17 protein-coding genes are annotated in these 20,692 nt (G+C 57.3%); 6 read left to right on the top strand and 11 right to left on the bottom strand.

The window, feature by feature from the left end; all coding sequences use genetic code 11:
* The first annotated feature begins 83 nt into the window (after positions 1–83).
* A complete protein-coding gene (locus tag M8010_RS06010; RefSeq protein ID WP_250089643.1) occupies positions 84–410 on the top strand; it encodes a carboxymuconolactone decarboxylase family protein in 327 nt (108 codons plus the stop codon).
* A gap of 126 nt (positions 411–536) precedes the next feature.
* On the opposite strand, the gene M8010_RS06005 is transcribed toward M8010_RS06010, so the two are convergent.
* From M8010_RS06005 to ubiU, 3 genes are all read right to left on the bottom strand, one after another.
* Positions 537–851: a hexameric tyrosine-coordinated heme protein gene (locus M8010_RS06005; RefSeq protein WP_250089642.1), complete on the bottom strand. Its 315-nt coding sequence runs from the start codon at positions 849–851 to the stop codon at positions 537–539.
* Positions 852–1,007: 156 nt separating this feature from the next.
* Positions 1,008–1,901 carry a U32 family peptidase gene (locus M8010_RS06000; protein ID WP_250089641.1) on the bottom strand — a complete coding sequence of 298 codons (894 nt, stop codon included), beginning with the start codon at positions 1,899–1,901 and terminating at the stop codon, positions 1,008–1,010.
* Positions 1,902–1,914: 13 nt separating this feature from the next.
* Positions 1,915–2,910: a ubiquinone anaerobic biosynthesis protein UbiU gene (ubiU, locus tag M8010_RS05995; RefSeq protein WP_250089640.1), complete on the bottom strand. Its 996-nt coding sequence runs from the start codon at positions 2,908–2,910 to the stop codon at positions 1,915–1,917.
* Positions 2,911–3,196: 286 nt separating this feature from the next.
* On the opposite strand from ubiU, the gene M8010_RS05990 reads away from it, so the two are divergent.
* From M8010_RS05990 to M8010_RS05975, 4 genes are all read left to right on the top strand, one after another.
* Positions 3,197–5,224 carry a methyl-accepting chemotaxis protein gene (locus M8010_RS05990; RefSeq protein ID WP_250089639.1) on the top strand — a complete coding sequence of 676 codons (2,028 nt, stop codon included), beginning with the start codon at positions 3,197–3,199 and terminating at the stop codon, positions 5,222–5,224.
* A 48-nt stretch (positions 5,225–5,272) separates the two neighbouring features.
* Positions 5,273–6,058, top strand: a complete 786-nt coding sequence (locus M8010_RS05985; protein ID WP_250089637.1) for a response regulator — start codon at positions 5,273–5,275, stop codon at positions 6,056–6,058.
* Positions 6,059–6,075: 17 nt separating this feature from the next.
* Complete coding sequence (locus M8010_RS05980; protein WP_250089636.1) at positions 6,076–8,163, top strand: hybrid sensor histidine kinase/response regulator; 2,088 nt, start codon at positions 6,076–6,078, stop codon at positions 8,161–8,163.
* Between the two features lie 160 nt (positions 8,164–8,323).
* The gene (locus tag M8010_RS05975) at positions 8,324–9,256 is read left to right on the top strand and encodes a hypothetical protein (protein ID WP_250089635.1); all 933 of its coding nucleotides are present in this window, start codon (positions 8,324–8,326) and stop codon (positions 9,254–9,256) included.
* A gap of 79 nt (positions 9,257–9,335) precedes the next feature.
* On the opposite strand, the gene hemN is transcribed toward M8010_RS05975, so the two are convergent.
* A complete protein-coding gene (hemN, locus tag M8010_RS05970) occupies positions 9,336–10,754 on the bottom strand; it encodes an oxygen-independent coproporphyrinogen III oxidase (RefSeq protein WP_250089634.1) in 1,419 nt (472 codons plus the stop codon).
* A 351-nt stretch (positions 10,755–11,105) separates the two neighbouring features.
* Here hemN and M8010_RS05965 point away from each other — a divergent pair, with 351 nt between their 5' ends.
* Positions 11,106–12,638 (top strand): cryptochrome/photolyase family protein, encoded by a 1,533-nt coding sequence (locus M8010_RS05965; protein ID WP_250089633.1) that lies wholly within the window; start codon positions 11,106–11,108, stop codon positions 12,636–12,638.
* A gap of 21 nt (positions 12,639–12,659) precedes the next feature.
* Here the strand turns inward: M8010_RS05965 and M8010_RS05960 are convergent, their stop codons facing one another.
* The 7 genes from M8010_RS05960 to M8010_RS05930 form a co-directional block, all read right to left on the bottom strand.
* Positions 12,660–13,775: an ABC transporter ATP-binding protein gene (locus M8010_RS05960; RefSeq protein WP_250089632.1), complete on the bottom strand. Its 1,116-nt coding sequence runs from the start codon at positions 13,773–13,775 to the stop codon at positions 12,660–12,662.
* A 7-nt stretch (positions 13,776–13,782) separates the two neighbouring features.
* A complete protein-coding gene (locus M8010_RS05955) occupies positions 13,783–14,652 on the bottom strand; it encodes a carbohydrate ABC transporter permease (RefSeq protein ID WP_250089631.1) in 870 nt (289 codons plus the stop codon).
* Positions 14,645–15,571: a carbohydrate ABC transporter permease gene (locus M8010_RS05950; protein ID WP_250089630.1), complete on the bottom strand. Its 927-nt coding sequence runs from the start codon at positions 15,569–15,571 to the stop codon at positions 14,645–14,647. The genes M8010_RS05955 and M8010_RS05950 overlap by 8 nt, the downstream gene beginning before the upstream one ends.
* Before the next feature lie 54 nt (positions 15,572–15,625).
* Positions 15,626–16,885 (bottom strand): ABC transporter substrate-binding protein, encoded by a 1,260-nt coding sequence (locus M8010_RS05945; protein WP_250089628.1) that lies wholly within the window; start codon positions 16,883–16,885, stop codon positions 15,626–15,628.
* Between the two features lie 39 nt (positions 16,886–16,924).
* Positions 16,925–18,358 (bottom strand): carbohydrate porin, encoded by a 1,434-nt coding sequence (locus tag M8010_RS05940; protein WP_250089627.1) that lies wholly within the window; start codon positions 18,356–18,358, stop codon positions 16,925–16,927.
* 110 nt (positions 18,359–18,468) lie between these two features.
* On the bottom strand, positions 18,469–19,938 hold the full coding sequence (locus M8010_RS05935) for an ATP-binding protein (RefSeq protein WP_284047944.1): 1,470 nt from the start codon (positions 19,936–19,938) through the stop codon (positions 18,469–18,471).
* On the bottom strand, positions 19,925–20,641 hold the full coding sequence (locus tag M8010_RS05930) for a response regulator (protein ID WP_250089626.1): 717 nt from the start codon (positions 20,639–20,641) through the stop codon (positions 19,925–19,927). Before M8010_RS05930 ends, M8010_RS05935 begins: the two co-directional genes overlap by 14 nt.
* Between the last annotated feature and the right edge of the window lie 51 nt (positions 20,642–20,692).

Below are 20,692 nucleotides of genomic sequence, written 5' to 3'. Positions count from 1 at the left end.
GGTTTCTGTTCCAGATCAAAATCTGTCCACCTGTTTCGAACCGACCTTGGAGACGGGGCGGAACCCACAAACGAGGAAATCTAATGGATAAACATGACAGCGAACTCCCCAAAACCTTCGTTGCCTTCAGCGAACGGTTTCCAGAGCTTCAAGAAGCACACAAACAGCTCGGTAAAACCCTTGCCGATGCCGGACCTCTGGATGAAAAAATGCGGGCTTTGGTAAAGCTGGGCATTTGCGTAGGTGCCGGGCGCAAATCAGCGTTACAATCCCACATTCGCCGCAGTCTGGAATTAGGCCTCACACGCGAGGAAATTGAGCACGCGCTGGTTCTGGGTATGAACACATTAGGCTTTCCGGCAACAGTCGCTGCTTGGCAGTGGGCTCAGGAAGCACTCAGCCAGGAATAATAAGGTTGCGCTGAGGGACCAGGCAGTCCGAGATCACCTGGTCTTCACCACACGCGCTTAGACTTTCTGACTCGTAATCTATCGCGCACTACTGCTGGGACAGCCTCTGAAAAATCGATACCCCATTTATTTCCAGTAGTCGTTGGCCGCGGCCACCGTCTGAAAATGCACTGCAATTACCTCGGATGCATGAATCAGGGCCTCACCATCCTGCGAATATTTTTCTCGCTCACGAAACAGAACCTCCTTGCTGGACTGAGTGCTTTTAACCCCCATGCGAGACAGCTTGATGGCAAGCTCAAAGCCTTCCTGTGGCGTTTCAGTCTGAAGGCTGGGAAGCCAGTTCTCGGACTTGTCGCCCTCCTCGGCCAGGACAGACATGGGCAGCGCAATGGCCAGCACCGCCAGAATTATCAGCATCTTGTTTTTTACCGCGTTCATTGTGATCTCCTTGGTTCCCATCAGGTAATGTCTTGCAAACCTTGTGCAAGAGCCCTTTCATTTAGAACCATTATACAATTATTTTCAATACATCTTTAAAAGGAGAATCAACAAACAACGTGCCCGGTCCCCTCGGTAAGCTCCATTAAGCCAGCATCATGCCGTTACCAGCTCCATCCCCGGCTTGCCGTACCAGTATCCGTTGCAGGGTGGTGCCTCAACCAACTGCAGCGGATCGGTTGCCGGTATTTCGTCATGGCGAACCTGATCAAACCGCCTGACTACTTCATCCATGCCCTGATGTTCCGGGCTCAGGCGCACGGTAGACACTCCCATGCGCGCCATATCCGGCAGCTCCCGCATCAGGTCGTAGCGCGAGCCAGAGAGGGTCGAAATACCGTTCAGCCGGAACAGCTCCTGGCTTTCACGAGAACGCAGTTCCATGCCGTCCGGATGCTCCAGGCAGCGGAACTCGCAGTTGTCTTTGGGCAGATTGTAATGGCGGGCGGTAAAACAGCGTGACGACCAGGCCAGCGGCAGGAAGCCCCAGGCAAATACCTCGGCGGGCAAGTCCAGACCCTCCTCCTGCAAGCCTTTGATGAGCTCACCCAGAGTTTCCCGGCCCAGTTCCACGGGGAGGTTCCAGCCCTTTAGCCCCTGTTTTGCCAGTACTTTAAGGGTCGCCACATTATAGATGTTCATCGACGGGCCGGTGACAAACGGAATATCGTTCTGAATGGCCACCTGCAGGGCGCTCTGGTCGTTTGTCTCTACCATGAATTCACCCTGGTCACAGATCCTGCGCAGGCGTCGCAGGTCGGCTTCGGATTCAATCAGCGTCTGGGTAGATAGCACCACCTGCTTGCCACAGGCTTTCAGGTCACGGGCCAGATCAAACCAGTCATCGGGCTTCAGTTCCCGCCTGCGGGAGCAAACGGCTTCACCCAGGTAGATGGTGTCCACCGGCCACTCAGCAGCATTGGCATAGAAATCGAAAACGGTTTGTTTGGACCAGAACCACAGGATTGGCCCCAGAGATAGCTTCATCATGGATACTGAAACCTTATTTCCATTTGCGATGATAGGCACCGAGGGTAGTCAGACCACCCTCGGAAAGACCAGACAGAGTATTTCGCCATTCAGGCTCAACACTGAAGTTGTCCGGATGAGCTGTCAGGTTGTCCAGAGCCTGACGCCAGGTGCGCGCAACGTCGGCAATGTAGGCAGGGCTGCGCTGACGGCCCTCGATTTTCACAGCACTGATGCCCAGCGCCTGAAGTTCCGGCACCAGGTCCAGGGTGTTCAGGCTGACCGGCTCTTCAATGGCATGGTAGACATTGCCTTCCACCTCGAACCGGCCTTTACAGAGGGTTGGATAACCGGCGGATTCCCCCTGCCCGTAACGGTCAATCAATACCTCGTTCAACCGCGATTCCAGACCCTGCGGTGTTTCCTGCCAGCGCACCGCTTTGGCCGGTGAACAGGCGCCCCGGGTATTGGGTGATTCGTCGGTTAGGTAGGAAGACAGATAGCACCGCCCCTCCGCCATGATGCAGAGGCTGCCAAAGGCAAACACCTCCAGCTCTACCGGGCTGTGCTTTGCCACGCCACGCACCTGGTCCAGGGACAATACCCGGGGCAATACTGCACGGCGGATATCAAAGGTGTTCTTGTAGAAAGACAGGGCCTCGTAACTGGTAGCGGAGCCCTGGACGGAAAGGTGACGGGGAATATCGGGGTGGCGGCTGGCGGCGTAATCCAGCAGGCCCATATCGGCCAGGATGATGGCATCCACGCCCAGGCTTGCGGCGCGGTCGACAGCGCCTTTCCATAGCTCCCAGCCACTGGGCTGAGGGTAGGTATTGATGGCACAGAAAACGCGGGCGCCCCGCTGGTGGGCATAGTCGATGCCCTCTGCAGCGCGCTTATCGTTGAAGTTGAGGCCGGCAAACTGGCGGGCGTTGGTGCTGTCACGGAACCCCAGATAGACCGCATCGGCGCCATTATCCACGGCGGTTTTCAGGGCCGGGAGGCTACCGGCCGGGCAGACAAGTTCCATGAAATTCTCCGTTTGGCATAGTGAAGGCGACGATAGCGGGAAGCACCGGCCACTGCCTTGACCTTTGTCACCAGCCCTGCCTGCAACCTCTTCATACCTCTGCAGTAGTACTCTACGCACTACTACCGACGGGACTGTTTTCCGGATAGTTATCAGCGCCATAACAATCGCTTACAGCCGCTTACCGAACAGAAACTACCTCCACGCCTACTCCCTCACGCCGATACAACCCACCGCATACGCACGGCGATAATGGACACAGATTCCAATCAGAAAAGGCAATGCCATGAACCTCATCAACAACCTTTCCATGCGGGGCAAGCTCATCACTCTGGTGGTGCCGGCCCTGCTGGTTATTCTCTATTTCGCGGCCGAGAGCATTGTGCTGAATTACGGCAAGCTCGGTGACATGCAGCAACTCCGCGCGATGGTAGAGGTTGCTGAAACCGGAGATCCCCTGGCAGAAGCGCTGCAGAAAGAACGTGGCAGAAGTGCGGTTTTCTTTGCCAGCCAACCGGGCACGGATGCGGCGCGCGAGGCTCAAAGGGAACTGTCAGACCAGCGACGGCAGACTGACGCACGCATCTCCGACTATCAGTCCGGAATCAGTACCCTCATTGCTGAGAACACATTTGATTCCAGCGTCGAGCAAAGCTTCCAGTCTGTCGGCCAGGGACTGAACAATCTCGCCTCCCTGCGCAATTCCGTGGACAACCGTGGCATTGCCGCAAGTGACTCGGCTGAGCGTTACACCGCTCTGGTCATGGGCCTGCTTGACCGCATACCCCTCATCATCCGCCGTTCGACTGACCCCGAGCTGACCCGGGACGTCAATGCATATTATGCCCTCGCTGAAGCTGCAGAAATGGCGGGCCGGGAGCGGGCTACCGGCGCCTCACTGATTCGCAGCGGCGATTTTGATCTGCCCACTGTGCGCCAGATCGCTGAACTTGGTGGGCAGCAACGGGCCTACTTCAACCTGGCACTGGCAATGCTGCCTTCCGATTCCTCGTTACGTAAAACCCTTGAGAGACAGTCGGGAACGACGTCCAGCCGGGCCCTGCAGGAACAGCGTGCAACCCTGTTCAGCAGCCCTTCCGGTATGTACGCGCTGGATGCCCCGAACTGGTTCGCCACAGCAACCGGTCGAATCGGTAACCTAAACGAGGTTCGCGGGTCGATTCTGAGAGAAACCCGCACACTGGCTGCAAATAGCGTCAACCAAGCCCGCAATGAGCTGATCACCGCTTCCACGGTGTCCGCTGGTGCCATTCTGGCTGTGTTGGTTCTCATGCTATTCATTATTCGGACGATCAACCTGCAGGTTGGCAATCTTTTGAGCGGCGTGCGGTTTGCCATGGATAACAAGGACCTGACCCGTCAGATCGATATTTCCAGCAACGATGAAGTTGGCACTGTCGGCAAAGCCATCAATGACCTGTTCGGGCACTTCGGCAAGGCCTTGCTAAAGATCGACCAGTCCAGTATCCAGTTGGCGACAGCCACCGAAGAAACCAGCTCCACCGCTGGACAGAACTCGCACCAGGTAAAAAACCAGCAGCAACAGATCGAGCAGGTTGCGGCAGCCACGGAAGAGATGTCTGCCACCTCCGAGGAGATTTCCCGCAATACCCAACAAGTGGCTGATGCCGCAAAAAGTGCCATGGAAAAGAGCCACACCGGCGAGCAGGTACTGCACGGCAGCGTCCGCAGCATTCGCTCTCTGGCTGACTCGGTTCAAAAAGTGAATGACGTCATTGGGGAACTGGAAACCCGCAGCGTGTCGATCAGCGATGTGGTAGATGTGATTCGCAAGGTAGCGGATCAGACCAACCTGCTGGCACTTAATGCGGCCATTGAGGCGGCCCGCGCCGGTGAACACGGGCGTGGATTTGCGGTGGTTGCCGACGAGGTCCGGACTCTGGCGCAACAGACCCATGAATCCACAACCCAGATTGAAAACATCATCAACGGCTTCCGGGACATTACCGATAACGCCAGCCGCTCGATTTCCGAAAGCCACAAGCTGGCGAATGCCACCAGCGAACAGGCTTCTGATCTGGAGCAGACCTTTGCAGGCATCCTCACGGATGTGAACAGCATTGCCGATATGGCCAGCCAGATTGCCACCGCCTCGGAAGAACAGGTGGCGGTAACGCGGGAACTGGCGGGCAACATGGAGTCCGTCAGCGAAGCTGCCATTCTGACGCTGACCGGCTCACAGGAGATCAGCCAGGTAACCGGAGAACAGGCGAGGCTGGCGAGAGTGCTGCAGGATCTTGCCAATGAGTTCCGGGTGCCAGCGTACAGCTAACCCCGGATTTTACAGGATCAGATATTTTCAGGCCTACTCCGGCAAGCTTTGCTAAAATTAGAAGACATGCCGGCAGACTATTTCTGCCGGCAGCAGATGGCTGGGCCCATCGCCATGAATACCATCCTCGTTGTCGACGACGACCCGGATATCCGGGGCATGCTGGCGGAATATCTGCCATCCCATGGCTTTTCCGTTTTACAGGCGGGAAACGGCACGGAAATGAAAGCTTTCCTCCGGGAATCGTCCCCTCGGCTTGTCTTGCTGGACGTTGCCCTGCCCGGCGAAGACGGACTGTCTCTTGCCCGTCACCTTCGGGAGCATTACAACGTCGGAATCATTATGGTTTCCGGCGCCGGTGACACTGTTGACCGCATCATCGGCCTCGAAGTCGGAGCGGACGATTACATCGCCAAACCGTTTGACCTGCGAGAACTGCTGGCCCGAGTAAAAAGCGTTACCCGTCGCTATTCTGTTGTTCCTCCCGGTCAGCCGGCTACACCAGCCTCCGGCAGCACCATCTGGCATCGCTTTGGCCAATGCCGGGTAGATCTGGAGAGCCATAGGGCGCTCGACAGCAACGGGAACGAGGTAGAGTTCACCAGCATGGAGTTCAAGCTGTTGAGAATCTTCCTTGAGCGGCCCAACCGGGTGCTCAGCCGCGACCATTTACTGAATCTGACACAAAATCGCGAATGGGACCCGTACGACCGCAGCATCGATATCCGCGTCGCCCGCCTGCGCAAGAAAATCGAGTGCACTCCAGGCAAACCACAGTTTATCAAAACTGTTCGAGGCGCAGGTTACCGCTACGTGCCCTCGGGCCCGGCTTGAGCCCGGAGAATCCCTCCATGCATCCCGCCAATGCTTCAACCAGCCCGGACAAACGCATCATCGAAGCTCTGCGACTGGCAGCGGAGGCCCCCAGCAACCCTGGTGATAACAATATCTTCCGGGAACTGGCGCTGAATATTACCCGCGCTCTCGAAGTGGCTCACGCTTTCGTGGGAGAACTGCATGCCGGTATGGAAACGGAGGTGGTGCACGTCATTGGCGGCTATTTCAATGGCCAGTGCAACGACGGCTTTGATTACTCTCTGGATGGCACTCCCTGCAGGAATGTCGTTGGTCAGTGCTACCGCTACTACAGCAATAACGTGCAAGCGCTATTTCCTGATCTGCATTTACGCGAGGTGGGTGCAATTGGCTACGCCGCCATTCCCCTGTTTGCCTCCACCGGCCGGCCCATCGGCATTATGGCTATCCTTGATACCAAGCCGCTTACCCAGCCCGAGCTGACCGAGTCACTTCTCAAAATATTTGCCGTGCGCGCGGCACTTGAGTTGGAACAGCGTTACGTGCTGGCCGCCAAGCAACGCTCCGATGCCAACTTCAAGGTGCTGTTCGAGGCCACGGACGATGCCGTCTTCATCCACGATTTGCACTCCGGCGCTATACTGGATGTAAATCCCCGCGCAACCGAAATCTACGGCCACACCAGGGAACAGTTCCGCGAGCTATCCATCGGCCAGCTGAGTGCAGGTTACCCTCCGTACACCGAAACCGAAGCACTCAGATACATAGAGCAGGCGCGGCAGGGCAAGCCAACCCGTTTCGAATGGCGCTCCCGTAACCGGGATGGCACCCTGCGCTGGGAAGAGGTCAAGCTCAAGCGCTTTACGCGGGGCGATACCGACCGCATCATCGCGTTTACCCGCGACATCACCGAGCGTAAAGAACACGAAGAAGCAATGCGCAAAAGCGAAGACCAGATGCGCCAGGCCCAGAAAATGGAGGCCATTGGCCACCTGACCGGGGGCATCGCCCACGATTTCAATAACATTCTGACCACGATATTGGGCTATACCGCCATGGCCCGCGAAAAAGTGGATGGGGCACCGGACAACGCGCTGGCCAAGTATCTGGATCACGTACAAACGGCCGGGCAGAAAGCCCAGAACCTGATCCAGCAGATGCTGACCTTCAGCCGCGGCCAGCATGGCCACCCCAGGGCTTTGGACCTTGCTGACCTGATACCCGAAGTTGTTGCCCTGATTCGCGGAACCTTCCCCTCCACCATAGAACTGAGCACACGCATCCCGGGCAACTGCGCACAGATACTGGTGGACCCGATCCAGACCGAGCAGGTCTTACTCAACCTGTGTATCAATGCGCGCGATGCTATGCCTGCAGGTGGCCGCCTCACCATCGCGGTAGCCCAGACCCGGCATCCGGACGACCTGCACTGCCGTTCGTGCCATCAGCCGGTCAACGGCACCTGGGTTGGGATAGAGGTCAGTGATCAGGGGGAAGGTATCCCGGAATCGGTGCTTGAACGTATATTTGAGCCATTTTTCACGACCAAAAAATCCGGCCATGGCAGTGGCATGGGGCTGGCAATGGTCCACGGAATCGTTCACGACCATGGTGGCCATATCCTGGTGGACTCCTCTCCTGGCAGTGGAACACGGTTCCGGATTCTGTTGCCACCGGTGAAATCCGGAGTCTCCAAACCCCAGTCCAGTGGCGACCAGTCAACGGCCTCAACTCCAGTTTCCCATCACGCTCTGGCTGGCAGGGTACTCGTGGTCGATGACGAACCCATGGTTGCTGAATACATGGGGGATCTTCTAAAAGGCTGGGGGCTTGATACAACGATCACCTCCTCCGGTGCGGAAGCTCTTGAGCAGATAACCTCTCCGACACAGAGCTTCAATCTGGTCATCACCGACCAGACCATGCCCCGAATGACAGGGCTGCAGCTGTGCCAACAGCTGCAGCATACCCATCCCAACCTTCCGGTGGTCCTGTATACCGGATTCAGTGAGCAGCTCACGGAAACCGAAGCGAGCGAAGCGGGGGCTGTCGGGCTGCTACGCAAACCCGTCGAGCTGACTACCCTTTACGAACTCCTGGCCCGGCATCTTTCAAACCGCTGAAAATAGCTCTTGCTGAAACATTTTGATTACAAACCCGCGAATTCCAGACACACCCCGGATACGTTGCCGCCCTAATCTGGAACCGTCGCTTCCACCAGGCAAAAGCCGTGTAACGCGACACCATTGACCAATGACGACAACTGAAAACGGGAATATAACCATGACCGCCATGCTCCAACCCACAACCATTGACCGTTACGCCCGCTGCATCGAAGTTTCCAAACGAGTCCGCTGGGACATCGACCAGGATGTTATCCGTGGCCGGCAATTTGATTTCGGAAAGACCTTTATTCCTGCCGGCCTGTCCGGTGTGGACGACCTGCCGTTCCTCAGCGAGAGCGACCGGCGCCTGTACAGCCATGTTCAGGGCCGCACCTACGCCAACATGTTTGGTCTGGTAGAGCGCTTTATCTGCGCCAAGATCCTGGAACTGAGCCATGAACATTTCATGGGAGACCAGGTTGCCCTTGAAGCCCTGGTTCGCTTCAGCGATGAGGAACTCAAACACCAGGAACTGTTCCGCCGCATTGAGAAGATGATCGCCCGTCACATGCCCTGGGGATATGAGTTCGCCCCCAAACCCAACGACGTAGCCAGGGTTGTACTTGGCAAATCAACCTGGGCGGTGCTTGGGCTCACGCTTCACATCGAGCTGTTCACCCAGGCCCATTACCGGCAGAGCATTGCTCCCGAGCAGGATCTTGATCCGCTTTACAAGGACGTACTGCTTTATCATTGGAAGGAAGAATCCCAGCACGCGATTATGGATGAGCTCGAGTGGCTGCGTGAGGATGCCAGGCTGAACGAAGCGGAACGCGACCAGGCAGTGACCGACCTGATTGAACTGGTCGCTGCTGTCGATGGCATCATCCAGGCTCAAGCACAGGCCGACGCAACCTACTTCCAGAAGATGAGACCGACCTATTCAGAAGCACAGATGGCCAAGGTTCACCAGGCGTTTCTGGACGCATACCGCTGGCAGTTCATCGTATCCGGGGTTCAGGAGCCGAGATTCGTGCAGGTGCTGGGTCAGGTGATTTCTGAGGATCAGGGCAAGCGCATTAATGCCGCTCTGGCGCCTTTGATGGCCTGAGACCAGGTTTGATTCGGTACCCCATCAGCAGGGGTACCGAATCCATTTTAACCTGGCGACCAGAGCACGATTGTCAGCGTCAGATAATCCGCGAGAACCGCTTGCTTGCACCTTCCTTTCGATACAGATCAAAGATCTGACAAATGGCACGAATCAGCAGCCGGCCAGCGGGCTGGACCTGCAGAGTCCGGCCGTCATCGGCAACCAGCTCATCGCGCTCCATCGGTTTCAGTCGGCTGAGCTCATCCGCAAAGTAGCGATCCAGATCTTCCTGCCATACGTTCGCAAACAGCTTGCGATCCAGCCGGAACTGGCAGATCAACTGGCCGATCACCCAGCGGCGGATCTGGTCGTCCCGGGTCAGGTTCACGCCTTTGGTGATGGCGAGCTGGCCGGCATCAATGGCGGCTTCCCAGGACGGCAGGTCATGGTTGTTCTGGAAATAGGCATCATCGGTCTGACCTATCGCGGAAACACCGAGAGAAACCAGATCGCACTCGGAGTGGGTGGTGTAACCCTGGAAATTCCGGTGCAGCCGGCCTTCGCGCTGGGCCACCGCCAGGCTGTCGTCCGGCTTGGCAAAGTGGTCCATGCCGATGTATTCGTACCCTGCTTCCAGCAACCGGTTGATGGTGTTATGCAGGATGGTCAGCTTCTGCTGCGGCGTGGGCAGGGTATCTGCCAGAATCCGGGTTTGCGGATAGAAACGGTCCGGCAGGTGGGCGTAGCTGAATACCGACAATCGGTCCGGGGACATCTCGATAACAGCTTCGAGTGTTTCCGCAAAGCTCTCCGGGGTCTGGTGCGGCAGGCCGTAGATCAGGTCCAGATTGATGGACCGGAAACCGAGCCGGCGGGCCTCGTTCAGCACGGCCTCGGTCATTTCCCGGGGCTGGATCCGGTTAACGGCTTTCTGCACCTGGGGATTCAAGTCCTGCACACCAAGGCTGATGCGGTTGAAGCCCAGATCCCATAGCGTCGGTAGGGTGTCCTGATCCACTTCCCGGGGGTCGATCTCCACGCTGTAATCCCGGTCATCGCCGGTCTGCAGGTTGAACAGTTCGCCATACCCGGCCATCAGATGTTCCATGACATCTTTCGGCAGGAACGTCGGTGTGCCGCCACCCCAGTGCAGTTGCGTCACAGGCCGGTCGGAGCCGAACAGTTTTGCCTGGATGGCCGCTTCTTTCAGTAACCGCTCAACATAGGGCATGGCCTTGTCGCGCTTCTTGGTGATGACCTTGTTACAGGCGCAGTAGTAACAGAGGTGCGCGCAGAAAGGCAGGTGGGTATACAGTGACAGTGGGCGGTCACTGGCCTTGCTGCGGGCCGCTGCCTTGACCATTTCTTCTATCGGGTAGTTCTGGTTGAACTCAATGGCCGTTGGATAGGAGGTATAGCGCGGGCCACTGAGATCGTATCGGCGGATCAGCGCTTCGTCCCAGATAAATTCCGGCAGTGTGGATTCGGCAGTTTTCATTGCGGGGGTGGCAGTCATATCGGAAACTCTGGGTTCGGAAACTGGGGTCATCAGGGATGGCCAACATTCTAGGGCATACCGGCATCCCACATTTTGATGCGGGTCATCTGACCAATAATTTCAGTTTACCAGCACCAGACATGAACCACCCTTGAGCTGATGGCGTATCCCTGCTACCCCTTTTGGGGAGTATCTGGTGCCTGGCACCCGGTAGGCGGAGGGGGTGCCCTGCCAAAATACGCTGTGAATACTTCCCTGTACGCTCGGCTCCGCCATCCATGGCTCCGCACGATTTTGGCAGGACACCCCCTCCGCCCACCTCACCTCATTGCAGGACCGCCTGCTCAAAAATGGAGTACAACGTCTGTCATGGCTAATCTGATTCTGATTCTAGGCGACCAATTGACAACTGACATCAGCGCTCTCAAACACGCTGACCAAAAGCAGGATCGGATAGTCATGGCGGAGGTCCATGACGAAGCGAGCTACACCAACCATCACAAAAAGAAAATCGTGCTGCTATTCAGCGCCATGCGACATTTTGCAAAGCGCCTTGAAGAGGATGGCTGGCAGGTTCACTACCAGGCTTACCACCCGGACAATGAAGCCAGGAGCCTGGAAGCGGTTGTTGCCGGTCAACTCAAACAAAACGGCGCGGACAGGATCATTACTACCGAATGTGGGGAGTGGCGGCTGCATGAGCAGATCAGCCAGTGGCATGAACGGCTGGGTGTTCCGGTGGAGGTCCGTCCTGATACCCGTTTTATTGCCAGTAAGCAGGAGTTCGCGGACTGGGCCGAGGGGCGAAAACAGTTGCGGATGGAGTTCTTTTACCGGGAAATGCGGCGGAAAACCGGTTTGTTGATGACACCGGATGGCAAGCCCGAGGGTGGGGAATGGAATTTCGATGCTGACAACCGGCGCAAGTGGACGGGTAAACCGGCGGCGCCGGCGCCGTTTCGGGTTGAACCCGATGAGGTGACCCGGGAGGTGATTGACCTGGTTGACGAGCACTTCGCCAATCATTTTGGCACCACAGAGGACTTTCATTTCGCCGTGACGCCAGAGGATGCAGAGCACGCTCTGGATTACTTTATCGATTTCGCGCTGCCGTGTTTTGGCGATTTCCAGGATGCAATGTCGGACGACGAGGACTGGCTGTTCCATTCTATCCTCTCGCCCTACATCAACAGCGGCCTGCTGGACCCGTTGGCCGTTTGCGAAGCCGCCGCCCAGGCCTGGTATGCCGGGCGTGCTCCTATCAATGCGGTGGAGGGGTTTGTCCGTCAGATTCTGGGATGGCGGGAGTTCGTGCGGGGTATCTACTGGATGAATATGCCTGCGTATGCCCAGGAAAACCGACTTGGCAATACCCGCGCTCTGCCCTGGTTCTACTGGACCGGCGACACAAAAATGCGCTGCATGCACAAGGCCATCGATGCCACTAGACGCAACGCCTACGCCCACCACATCCAGCGGCTGATGGTTACCGGCAATTTCGCACTGTTGGCCGGCGTCAAACCGGAGGAGATCTGTGACTGGTACCTGGCAGTGTATGCCGATGCCTATGACTGGGTGGAACTGCCGAATGTACTCGGCATGGTGATGCATGCTGACGGTGGGTACCTGGGCTCAAAACCCTATGCAGCCAGTGGCAAGTATATCCAGCGCATGTCTGACCACTGCAGCAACTGCCACTACAAGGTGAACAAATCCACGGAAGAGGATGCCTGCCCGTTTAACTCTCTGTACTGGCATTTCATCAATCGTCACCGGGAAGATTTTGCCAGTAACCCGCGTATGGGCATGATGTACCGCAACTGGGACAAACAGAAACCTGATAGGCGGGAAGCGCTGCTCCAGCGTGCCGACAACCTGCTGGCGCGACTGGAGGAGCTCTGAGGAACAGCTTTAGCGGGCCATTTACGGCCGAATGCGTTTCTCGCTTTCCGGGTCAAAAAAGACCACTTTTCTCATGTCGAACATCAGTTCGGCTTCTTCGCCCCATTCCACCGGGTGTTCCGCATCAAGCCGGCACTGCACATCCGTGTCATTGAGGCGGATCACCGCAAGCACGTCCGGCCCGGTCGGCTCGGTCACTTCCACGGTGAAGCGGCCCTCGGTCACCATCGGGTTGTCCCTCTTCTGTTCGTCAGGCTGACTAACATGCTCCGGGCGGATGCCAAGAATCACCCGCTTACCGGCCCAGTTCTCCAGATAATCCGGCACTGGCAGGGTCAGCGTTCTGCCGTCGCTGCCTTCCACCGAGACAGACAGGCCCGTTTCCGTCCGCTCAACGTCGACGTCAATAAAACTCATGGAGGGCGAGCCCATAAAGCCGGCAACAAACAGGTTTTCCGGCGTGTCGTACACTTCCTTTGGTGTGCCTAACTGCTGCAATTCGCCATCCTTGAGCACGGCAATCCTGTCCGCCAGGGTCATGGCCTCGATCTGGTCATGGGTGACGTACACGATGGTTGTTTTCAGGCGCTGGTGCAGCTTCTTGATCTCGGTACGCATTTCCACCCGCAGCTTGGCGTCCAGGTTGGAAAGCGGTTCGTCGAACAGGTAGATCTTCGGCCTGCGGGCGAGCGCCCGCCCCATGGCCACCCGCTGTTGCTGCCCGCCGGAAAGCAGAGAGGGCTTTTTGTTCAACAGTGCGGATATCTGCAGCAGGTCAGCCACCCGCTCCACTTCCTGGCGGATTTCCTCTTTAGGCATGCCACGAATCTTGAGGCCAAAGGCAATGTTCTCGCGCACCGACATGGTGGGATAGAGCGCGTAGGACTGAAACACCATGGCAATGTCCCGATCCTTGGGCTCCATGCCCGATATGTCCTTGCCATCCACCACGATCGACCCGCCGGTAATGGTTTCCAGGCCGGCAATGCTGTTCATCAGGGTGGATTTGCCGCAGCCCGACGGCCCGACCAGGGTCAGGAACTCACCGGACGCGATGTCTATGTTGATGCCCTTGAGAGTCTCGTCCAGGGCGCCTGCGTAGGTCTTGCGGATGTCCCGCAGTTCAAGTTGTGCCATTGTTGTTCTACCCTTTAACCGAGCCGGCCGTCAGGCCGCGTATGAAGTACTTGCCTGCCACGATGTACACCACCAGTGTTGGCAGCGCGGCGATCATGGCGGCGGCCATATCCACGTTGTATTCCTTCACCCCGGTACTGGTGTTCACCAGATTGTTCAGGGCCACCGTTATGGGCTGGCTGTCACCGCTGGCAAAGACCACACCAAACAGGAAGTCGTTCCAGATCTGGGTGAACTGCCAGATCAGTGACACCATGAAAATCGGTGTGGACAGGGGCAGCAGGATGCGAAAGAAAATAGTGAAGAAGCCGGCACCGTCCAGCCGGGCAGCTTTCACCAGGGCATCGGGTATGGCCACGTAATAGTTACGGAAGAACAGTGTGGTAAAAGCCACCCCGTAGATCACATGGACCAGCACCAACCCGGTGGTTGTGTTGGCCAGCCCAAGCTTGCCAAGGGTCGCAGCCATGGGCAGCAAAACAACCTGGAATGGCACAAAACAGCCAAACAGCAGCATGCCAAACATCAGGTCAGAACCCTTGAATTTCCATTTCGATAACACGTAGCCGTTGAAGGCGCCGAGCAGCGTGGAAATCAGTACCGCTGGCACGGTCATCTTGAACGAGTTCCAGAAGTACCCTTTCACTCCTTCGCACTGCACCCCGGTGCAGGCCGTGGACCACGCCTTGGTCCATCCCATAACCGTCCAGTCGGTTGGCAGGGCCAGCAGGTTGCCGGTACGTATATCCATGGGCGTCTTAAAACTGGTGATCAGCATGATGATCAGCGGAATCAGGTACACCAGGCACGCGAGTAACAACACTCCGTATATGGCAATGCGGCTGGGGCGGAAGCCGGTACGAACCACATCAGTCATGGCGCTTCTCCCTCAGTTCGGAATACAGGTAGGGCACCAGCAACGCGAGAATGGCACCCAGCATCAGCATGGCGCTGGCGGAGCCCAGGCCCATCTGGCCACGGGTAAAGGTATGGGCATACATGAACACTGCAGGTAAGTCGGTGGAATAGCCCGGACCGCCAGAGGTCATTGCCATCACCAGATCAAAACTCTTGATGGCAATGTGGGCCAGTACCATCACGGAACTGAAGAACACCGGCCGCAGGGAAGGCAGGATGATTTTCCAGTAGATCATCGGCAGGCTGGCACCATCCACCCTTGCAGCCCGCATGATGGATGAATCTACACCTCGCAGGCCTGCCAGAAACAGGGCCATCACGAAACCGGACGCTTGCCATACTGCGGCCATCACGATGGTGTAGATGGCAAAATCGGAATCCACCAGCCAGTCAAAGCTGAACGACGTCCAGCCCCAGTCATGCATCAGCTTTTCCAGCCCAAGGCTCGGATTCAGAATCCATCGCCAAACCGTGCCCGTCACGATCATGGACAGTGCCATGGGGTAGAGATAGATCGTTCGGATAGCACCTTCCTGACGGATACGCTGGTCCAGGAAAATCGCCAGTACCACACCGATCAGCAGGCAAATGCCAATGAACAGGCCCCCGAAGATCGCAAGATTCCAGGACGCGACCAGCCAGCGCTCACTCTCCATCAGCTTGGCGTATTGCTCGAGACCGACGAATTCGTAACTGGGCAGAAAGCTGGAATTGGTAAACGACAGCACGCCTGTCCACAGCATGTAGCCATAGATTCCGATGCCAACCAGCAGGAAAGTTGGCGCCACTACCAACTTGGGCAACCAGCGCTGCAGGCCGTCCATCAGGCCAGACGATGCCCTGGCCACCCCGGCAGGGCGACGTTGAGTGTGTTCCATGAGGAATCTCCTGAAAAAACCCGAAGGCCGCCCAATGGGCGGCCTGGTACGGCATTACATGGCGGACTTGATGGCGGCTGCCAACTGGTCCGTGGTTTTTACCGGATCCGGGTTATTGGAGTTAACGAAGTTGGTGACCACATCGAAGATCTGACCCTGGATGTAGCTGGTGGTTGCCAGGCCATGGGAGAAGCTTGGCACCAGACCACCATCGTCGGCGCTGGACTTGAACGTCTCCATCGACGCCTGGGCACAGGTATCGAAGTCACTCATGTCCATGTCGGTGCGAACCGGGATGGAGCCCTTGTTCTGGTTGAACAGGGTCTGGAATTCCGGTTCCAGGATGGTGCGCGCCAGATCTTTCTGGGCCTTGATATCATCTTCTTCGGTGAGACTGAACATGGCGAAGGAGTCCACGTTAAAGGTGAACTGGCCCGTGGTGCCCGGAGCTGGCGCGCACAGGTAATCCTCACCCGGTGTCAGGTCAGCGGCGGTGAATTCGCCCTTGGCCCAGTCACCCATGATCTGCATCGCCGCCTCACCACGAATAACCATGCCAGTGGCAGTGTTCCAGTCACGGCCAGCAGCATCGTCATCGACATAGCTCATGACCTTGGCGAACTGTGCGAACACCTCTTCCATTTTTTCGCTATTGATCACATCCATGTCATGGTCGACGAAGGCCTTGCGGTAGTCATCCGGGCCCAGTTCAGCGAGTGCCACGGCATCGAACACGGTTGCGTCCTGCCAGGGCTGGCCACCGTGCGCCAGGGGAATGTACCCCTCCGCCTTGAGCTTGTCGGCGACTTCGAAGAACTCGTCCAGAGTGGTGGGGACCTCAACGCCAACATTTTCCATGACATCCGGGTTCACCCACAGCCAGTTCACCCGGTGTACGTTTACCGGCACGGCCACGTACTCACCTTCGTACTTCATAACATCGGAAATTCTTGGCGGAATGAGCTGATCCCAGTTCTCAGCCTCGGCGACACTGTCCAGGCTGGTCAGAAAACCAAGCTTTGCCCATTCTCGAATGTCGAGGCCCTTGATCTGGGCCGCTGCGGGGGGATTACCGGAGACAGCACGGGTTTTCAGCACAGTCATGGCGGCTTCACCACCGCCGCCGGCCACGGCAAAGTCTTTCCAGGTATGGCCCTGCTCTTCCATCATTTGTTTCAGGGCAGCCGCTGCGCGCGCCTCCCCACCGGCGGTCCACCAGTGCAAGACTTCGACTTCACCGGCGTGAACGGCCGCTGTTGGCATCAGGGCGGCAGAAACCGCCAGGGCAGTGAGATGACGTTTAAAGTGATTCATATAAGCTCCTTGTTTTTGTAATGAAGACGCCTGTCAGTATCAGAACCAGATTTCCATCTGGGTACCAAAGGTCCACTGGCTGCCGCCAAAATCTTCCTGCCCCAGGGCATCGCCACCGTCATAGCGGTTGAGCTCGTCGTCCCAGGTGGAGTAGCTGGCAAAAACACGGATCTCCGGGCGGTTCCAGAACCCGCCCACTTGCGGCTTAAAGGTCGGAGCAATGGTGAAGCGGGCGTAGTCGCCATCCACGTCACCCCGGTCGTCGTAGCCTTCGGTGTTCAGGTCCATCACCTGCCAGGAGGCCTCGTACTGCATCTCGAAGTTGGCGCCCAGTTCGTTGGCCAGGCGGGTGTTGAAGGTGAGCCACTGGTACTCATCGCCTTCCACATACCGGTCCGTGCTGGTTTCGGCCATGATCATCGGGGCAATCCGCCAGCTGTCGCTCAGCCGGGTAGTGCCATAGACGGCGGCCCGGGTACTGGCGGCGTCTTCATGCAGGTTGCCATCGGCGCCGATGTTCTTGACCTCCGCGCCCAGGCCCTGGCCGTGCAGAAGTGCGACCTTGAAGTTGCCATCGGCGATCCCGAAGAAGCTGTCACCGTGGTAGGCCAACATGGTGTTCACACCGGTGTCGGCCGCTTCGGTGACTCCTTCTACAACGCGCTCATCATTGTCTGCAGCCGACATGCCGTTGATCATCCACTGCAGGTTACCGAAGTAGTTGTTGGCGGTAAGAATCAGGTTGTCGGTGTCCGAGGTCTCATCGGTGCTGTCCGGATCGGACGGGAAGTCCTGGAAGCTGCGGCCATAGAGAGAGAAGTTGGACTTCACTGACTCACTGAAGGTCACGTCGTAGAGACCGGCACCGGTGCCCGCCAGGAACACAAAGTCACTGTCGAGCCAGTGGATGTCGAAGTTGTCCCGGTCGAAGCGTTTGCCGGCCCAGATGGAGGCGTCCTCGAAAACCCCGGTGAAGCCGGCCAGGTTGCTGAACTCCACATAGGCCTGGCGCACATTGAGGGCGCCGTCGCCAGCAGTCCAGTCGTTGCTGGAGGTGGTGGAGTCGGCAATCATCAGGCGGTAATGGGCCTTGGTGCCGTTATCGGCCACGCTTTTGTAATTGAGGATGGCTTCCAGGTAGGTGTCCGGCTCGTTACCCAGCCGGCCCACGGCACCACCGACCGAACCGGCGGGTGTCAGGTAGGGGCCGCCGGGGGCGCTCTTGCCGTCACTGTTGAGCAGCAGTCCGGAACGGGCGTAGGTGTTGAAGGAGAAGCCCTGGTCGCCCCGGGCATGGGGCTCGACCTCTGCCAGCTGTTGCTCCAGGGCAGACAGGCGGTCTTCCACGCTTTCCTGCGCCTGTGCCTGGCTAACAACCAGACCCAATGAAGCCACGCTCACGGCAAGCGCCAGTCGGCGACCGGCAATAGCGTCATGGGTGCTGTTAGTACGATACGGTTTACAGGTATTCATTATGACTCCTTGTTTTTGTTGTATTGGCAACATCAGAGTCTATGGCAATACCCGGAAGGGGAACGTATCAAACTGAAAGGCCCATGTAACAAGGTCGTTACATGGCAAGCTCAGTGTCGGGGCAGCGAAAGAGTGACGTCCAGGCCGCCGCCCGACCAGTTGGCTATTTCAAGATCACCACCATGGCTTTGCGCAATGTTGCGGGCAATTCCAAGACCAAGACCGTGGCCCCGCCGATGCTTCCCACCAAGGCGGTAGTAAGGTTCGAAAATCCGACCAAGCTTCTCTTTGGGAATGCCCGGCCCCTGATCCCTGACATGAATGGTTACCTGCTCGGGAGAATCCTCCACAGTGATGGTCGCCGACTCTCCGTACTTGACCGCATTATCCACCAGGTTACCCAGGCAGCGCTTCAGTGCCAGCGGTTTGCCGCGGTATGGTGCACAGGTGCCCTCCACCACAACCCGAGGGTTGTCACCCATGTAGGCCTCCGCCATTCGGCGCAACATGCCATCGATATCGACAAGTTCGACATTCTCGTGAATGTCCGTGTCTTTCATGCTTTGCAGGGCACCTTTGACCAGTAGCTCCAGCTCCTGCAGATCGCTCTCGAGCTTTTCACGGATATTTTCATCATCGATCAGGTCGGCCCGGAGGCGCAGCCTTGTGATTGGAGTTTTCAGGTCGTGGGAGATTGCCCGGAACAGTTCGTCCCGGTCGCTGATATAACTTTGCAGCCGCCGGTGCATGGTGTTGAAACCACGGGTAACCGCGATGATTTCAGCGCTTCCCTGTTCCTGCAGTGGCGGCTGGCCCTCATCCAGTGGCAGGTCACGTGCCGCTCTCGCCAACTTGTGCAGCGGCCGGGTCTGGCGACGCACCAGCCATGCCAGCACAGGAAAAAGCACGCCGATCATCACCAGAATAAAAACAATCTGCTGGCCGGGTATGCTTTCGTCGTCCAGTGACACATAGGGCGCCGGCAACAAAGAGGCCAGATACAACCACTCCCCTGTTGCCACTTCCACCTGGGTGACCAGCACAGGGGGCTTGATAGGTTCAAGGGTGAGTGCGTGGTGAGCCCAGGATTTCGGTAATGCATCCAGCGGCAACTGAGTATTAAGGATTCGCAGGTCATCAGGGTGAACGAACTCAACATACAGATTGGTAGATTTGCCGAGCCTGCTCTTGAGCACCGCCTCGACTTCCTCTGTGACCAACTGTTTACGCTCACTATCCGGTAGCGAACGCATTTCAATTCGCTTGTCATTCAGGGAGACAAAGAACCGCGACCCTCCCATGTCCCGCAGCTGATCAAGCACAATATGCCGGTATTCCAGCGGCAGGGATTTGAAAAACTGCGTGGTTGCCGCTGCTGAAGTGGCGAGATTGCGGGTGGTATTAACCAGCCCCTCTACCTGCTGTGCACGAAAAGTCCCTACCCAGATCACACTTGATACCACCTGGGCAACGCCCATGGCAAGCAGCGTCAGCAGCAGAATTCGGCCAAGAAGCGACGCCGGCACAAGTCGCCAGACCTTGCGCCCGGTGTCGATTACCCCGCCATCATTCTGCGGCATGAGTCACCGTTGCCGCCAACAGGTACCCTGCCCCACGCACCGTCTTGATCAACCTGGGATGGCGCCCCTGATCCCCCAGGCGCTGACGCAGGCGGCTAACTGCAACATCCACAACACGGTCCAGCGGCATGCACTCGCGGCCGCGGGTAACGCCGGAGATAGTGTCACGGTCCAGCACTTCGTTGGGATGAGCGAGAAATAGCTGCAACAGCGCAAAGTCTGCACCAGACAATGGGGTAGCACTGCCCTGCTCCGGGATGAGTTCGTGGGCCAGAGTGTCCAGCCTCCAACGATCAAATCGGACAAATCTGGGATTGTCTGCTCGCGTGAAGCTTGAACGGCGCAACAGAGCCTTAACCCTGGCCTGCAATTCGCGGGCACTGAACGGTTTGGCCAGGTAATCGTCGGCGCCGATTTCCAGGCCAACCACCCGGTCCGTCTCATCGGAGCTCGCTGTCAGCATGATGATAGGTATCTGCGAATACTCGCGGATTTCCCGGCAAAGCGTAAAGCCATCATCTCCAGGCATCATGACGTCGAGCACAATCAGGTCCACCCTTGATTGCTCCAGCTGTTGGCGCATGGCATCACCTTCGGCTGCCGTCATCACGTCGTAACCAACGCGGGACAGATGTTCGTGCAACAGCTCGCGTATAGCCAGATCGTCATCCACAACAAGAATCGACGCTTTTACATCAGACATTCAAAAACCTTTATTGTTGTTCGCATCTGCAAGCATATGTCGAAAAGTCCT

It is taken from the genome of Marinobacter sp. ATCH36 (assembly GCF_023555055.1).
Taxonomy (GTDB): Bacteria; Pseudomonadota; Gammaproteobacteria; order Pseudomonadales; family Oleiphilaceae; genus Marinobacter.
This window is presented reverse-complemented; position numbering and strand designations above follow the sequence as displayed.

Coding starts and splice junctions, on each gene's coding strand:
- M8010_RS06010 (WP_250089643.1), top strand. CDS start 84: ATGGATAAACATGACAGCGAACTCCCCAAAACCTTCGTTGCCTTCAGC.
- M8010_RS06005 (WP_250089642.1), bottom strand. CDS start 851: ATGAACGCGGTAAAAAACAAGATGCTGATAATTCTGGCGGTGCTGGCC.
- M8010_RS06000 (WP_250089641.1), bottom strand. CDS start 1,901: ATGATGAAGCTATCTCTGGGGCCAATCCTGTGGTTCTGGTCCAAACAA.
- ubiU (WP_250089640.1), bottom strand. CDS start 2,910: ATGGAACTTGTCTGCCCGGCCGGTAGCCTCCCGGCCCTGAAAACCGCC.
- M8010_RS05990 (WP_250089639.1), top strand. CDS start 3,197: ATGAACCTCATCAACAACCTTTCCATGCGGGGCAAGCTCATCACTCTG.
- M8010_RS05980 (WP_250089636.1), top strand. CDS start 6,076: ATGCATCCCGCCAATGCTTCAACCAGCCCGGACAAACGCATCATCGAA.
- M8010_RS05975 (WP_250089635.1), top strand. CDS start 8,324: ATGACCGCCATGCTCCAACCCACAACCATTGACCGTTACGCCCGCTGC.
- hemN (WP_250089634.1), bottom strand. CDS start 10,754: ATGACTGCCACCCCCGCAATGAAAACTGCCGAATCCACACTGCCGGAA.
- M8010_RS05965 (WP_250089633.1), top strand. CDS start 11,106: ATGGCTAATCTGATTCTGATTCTAGGCGACCAATTGACAACTGACATC.
- M8010_RS05960 (WP_250089632.1), bottom strand. CDS start 13,775: ATGGCACAACTTGAACTGCGGGACATCCGCAAGACCTACGCAGGCGCC.
- M8010_RS05955 (WP_250089631.1), bottom strand. CDS start 14,652: ATGACTGATGTGGTTCGTACCGGCTTCCGCCCCAGCCGCATTGCCATA.
- M8010_RS05950 (WP_250089630.1), bottom strand. CDS start 15,571: ATGGAACACACTCAACGTCGCCCTGCCGGGGTGGCCAGGGCATCGTCT.
- M8010_RS05945 (WP_250089628.1), bottom strand. CDS start 16,885: ATGAATCACTTTAAACGTCATCTCACTGCCCTGGCGGTTTCTGCCGCC.
- M8010_RS05940 (WP_250089627.1), bottom strand. CDS start 18,358: ATGAATACCTGTAAACCGTATCGTACTAACAGCACCCATGACGCTATT.
- M8010_RS05935 (WP_284047944.1), bottom strand. CDS start 19,938: ATGCCGCAGAATGATGGCGGGGTAATCGACACCGGGCGCAAGGTCTGG.
- M8010_RS05930 (WP_250089626.1), bottom strand. CDS start 20,641: ATGTCTGATGTAAAAGCGTCGATTCTTGTTGTGGATGACGATCTGGCT.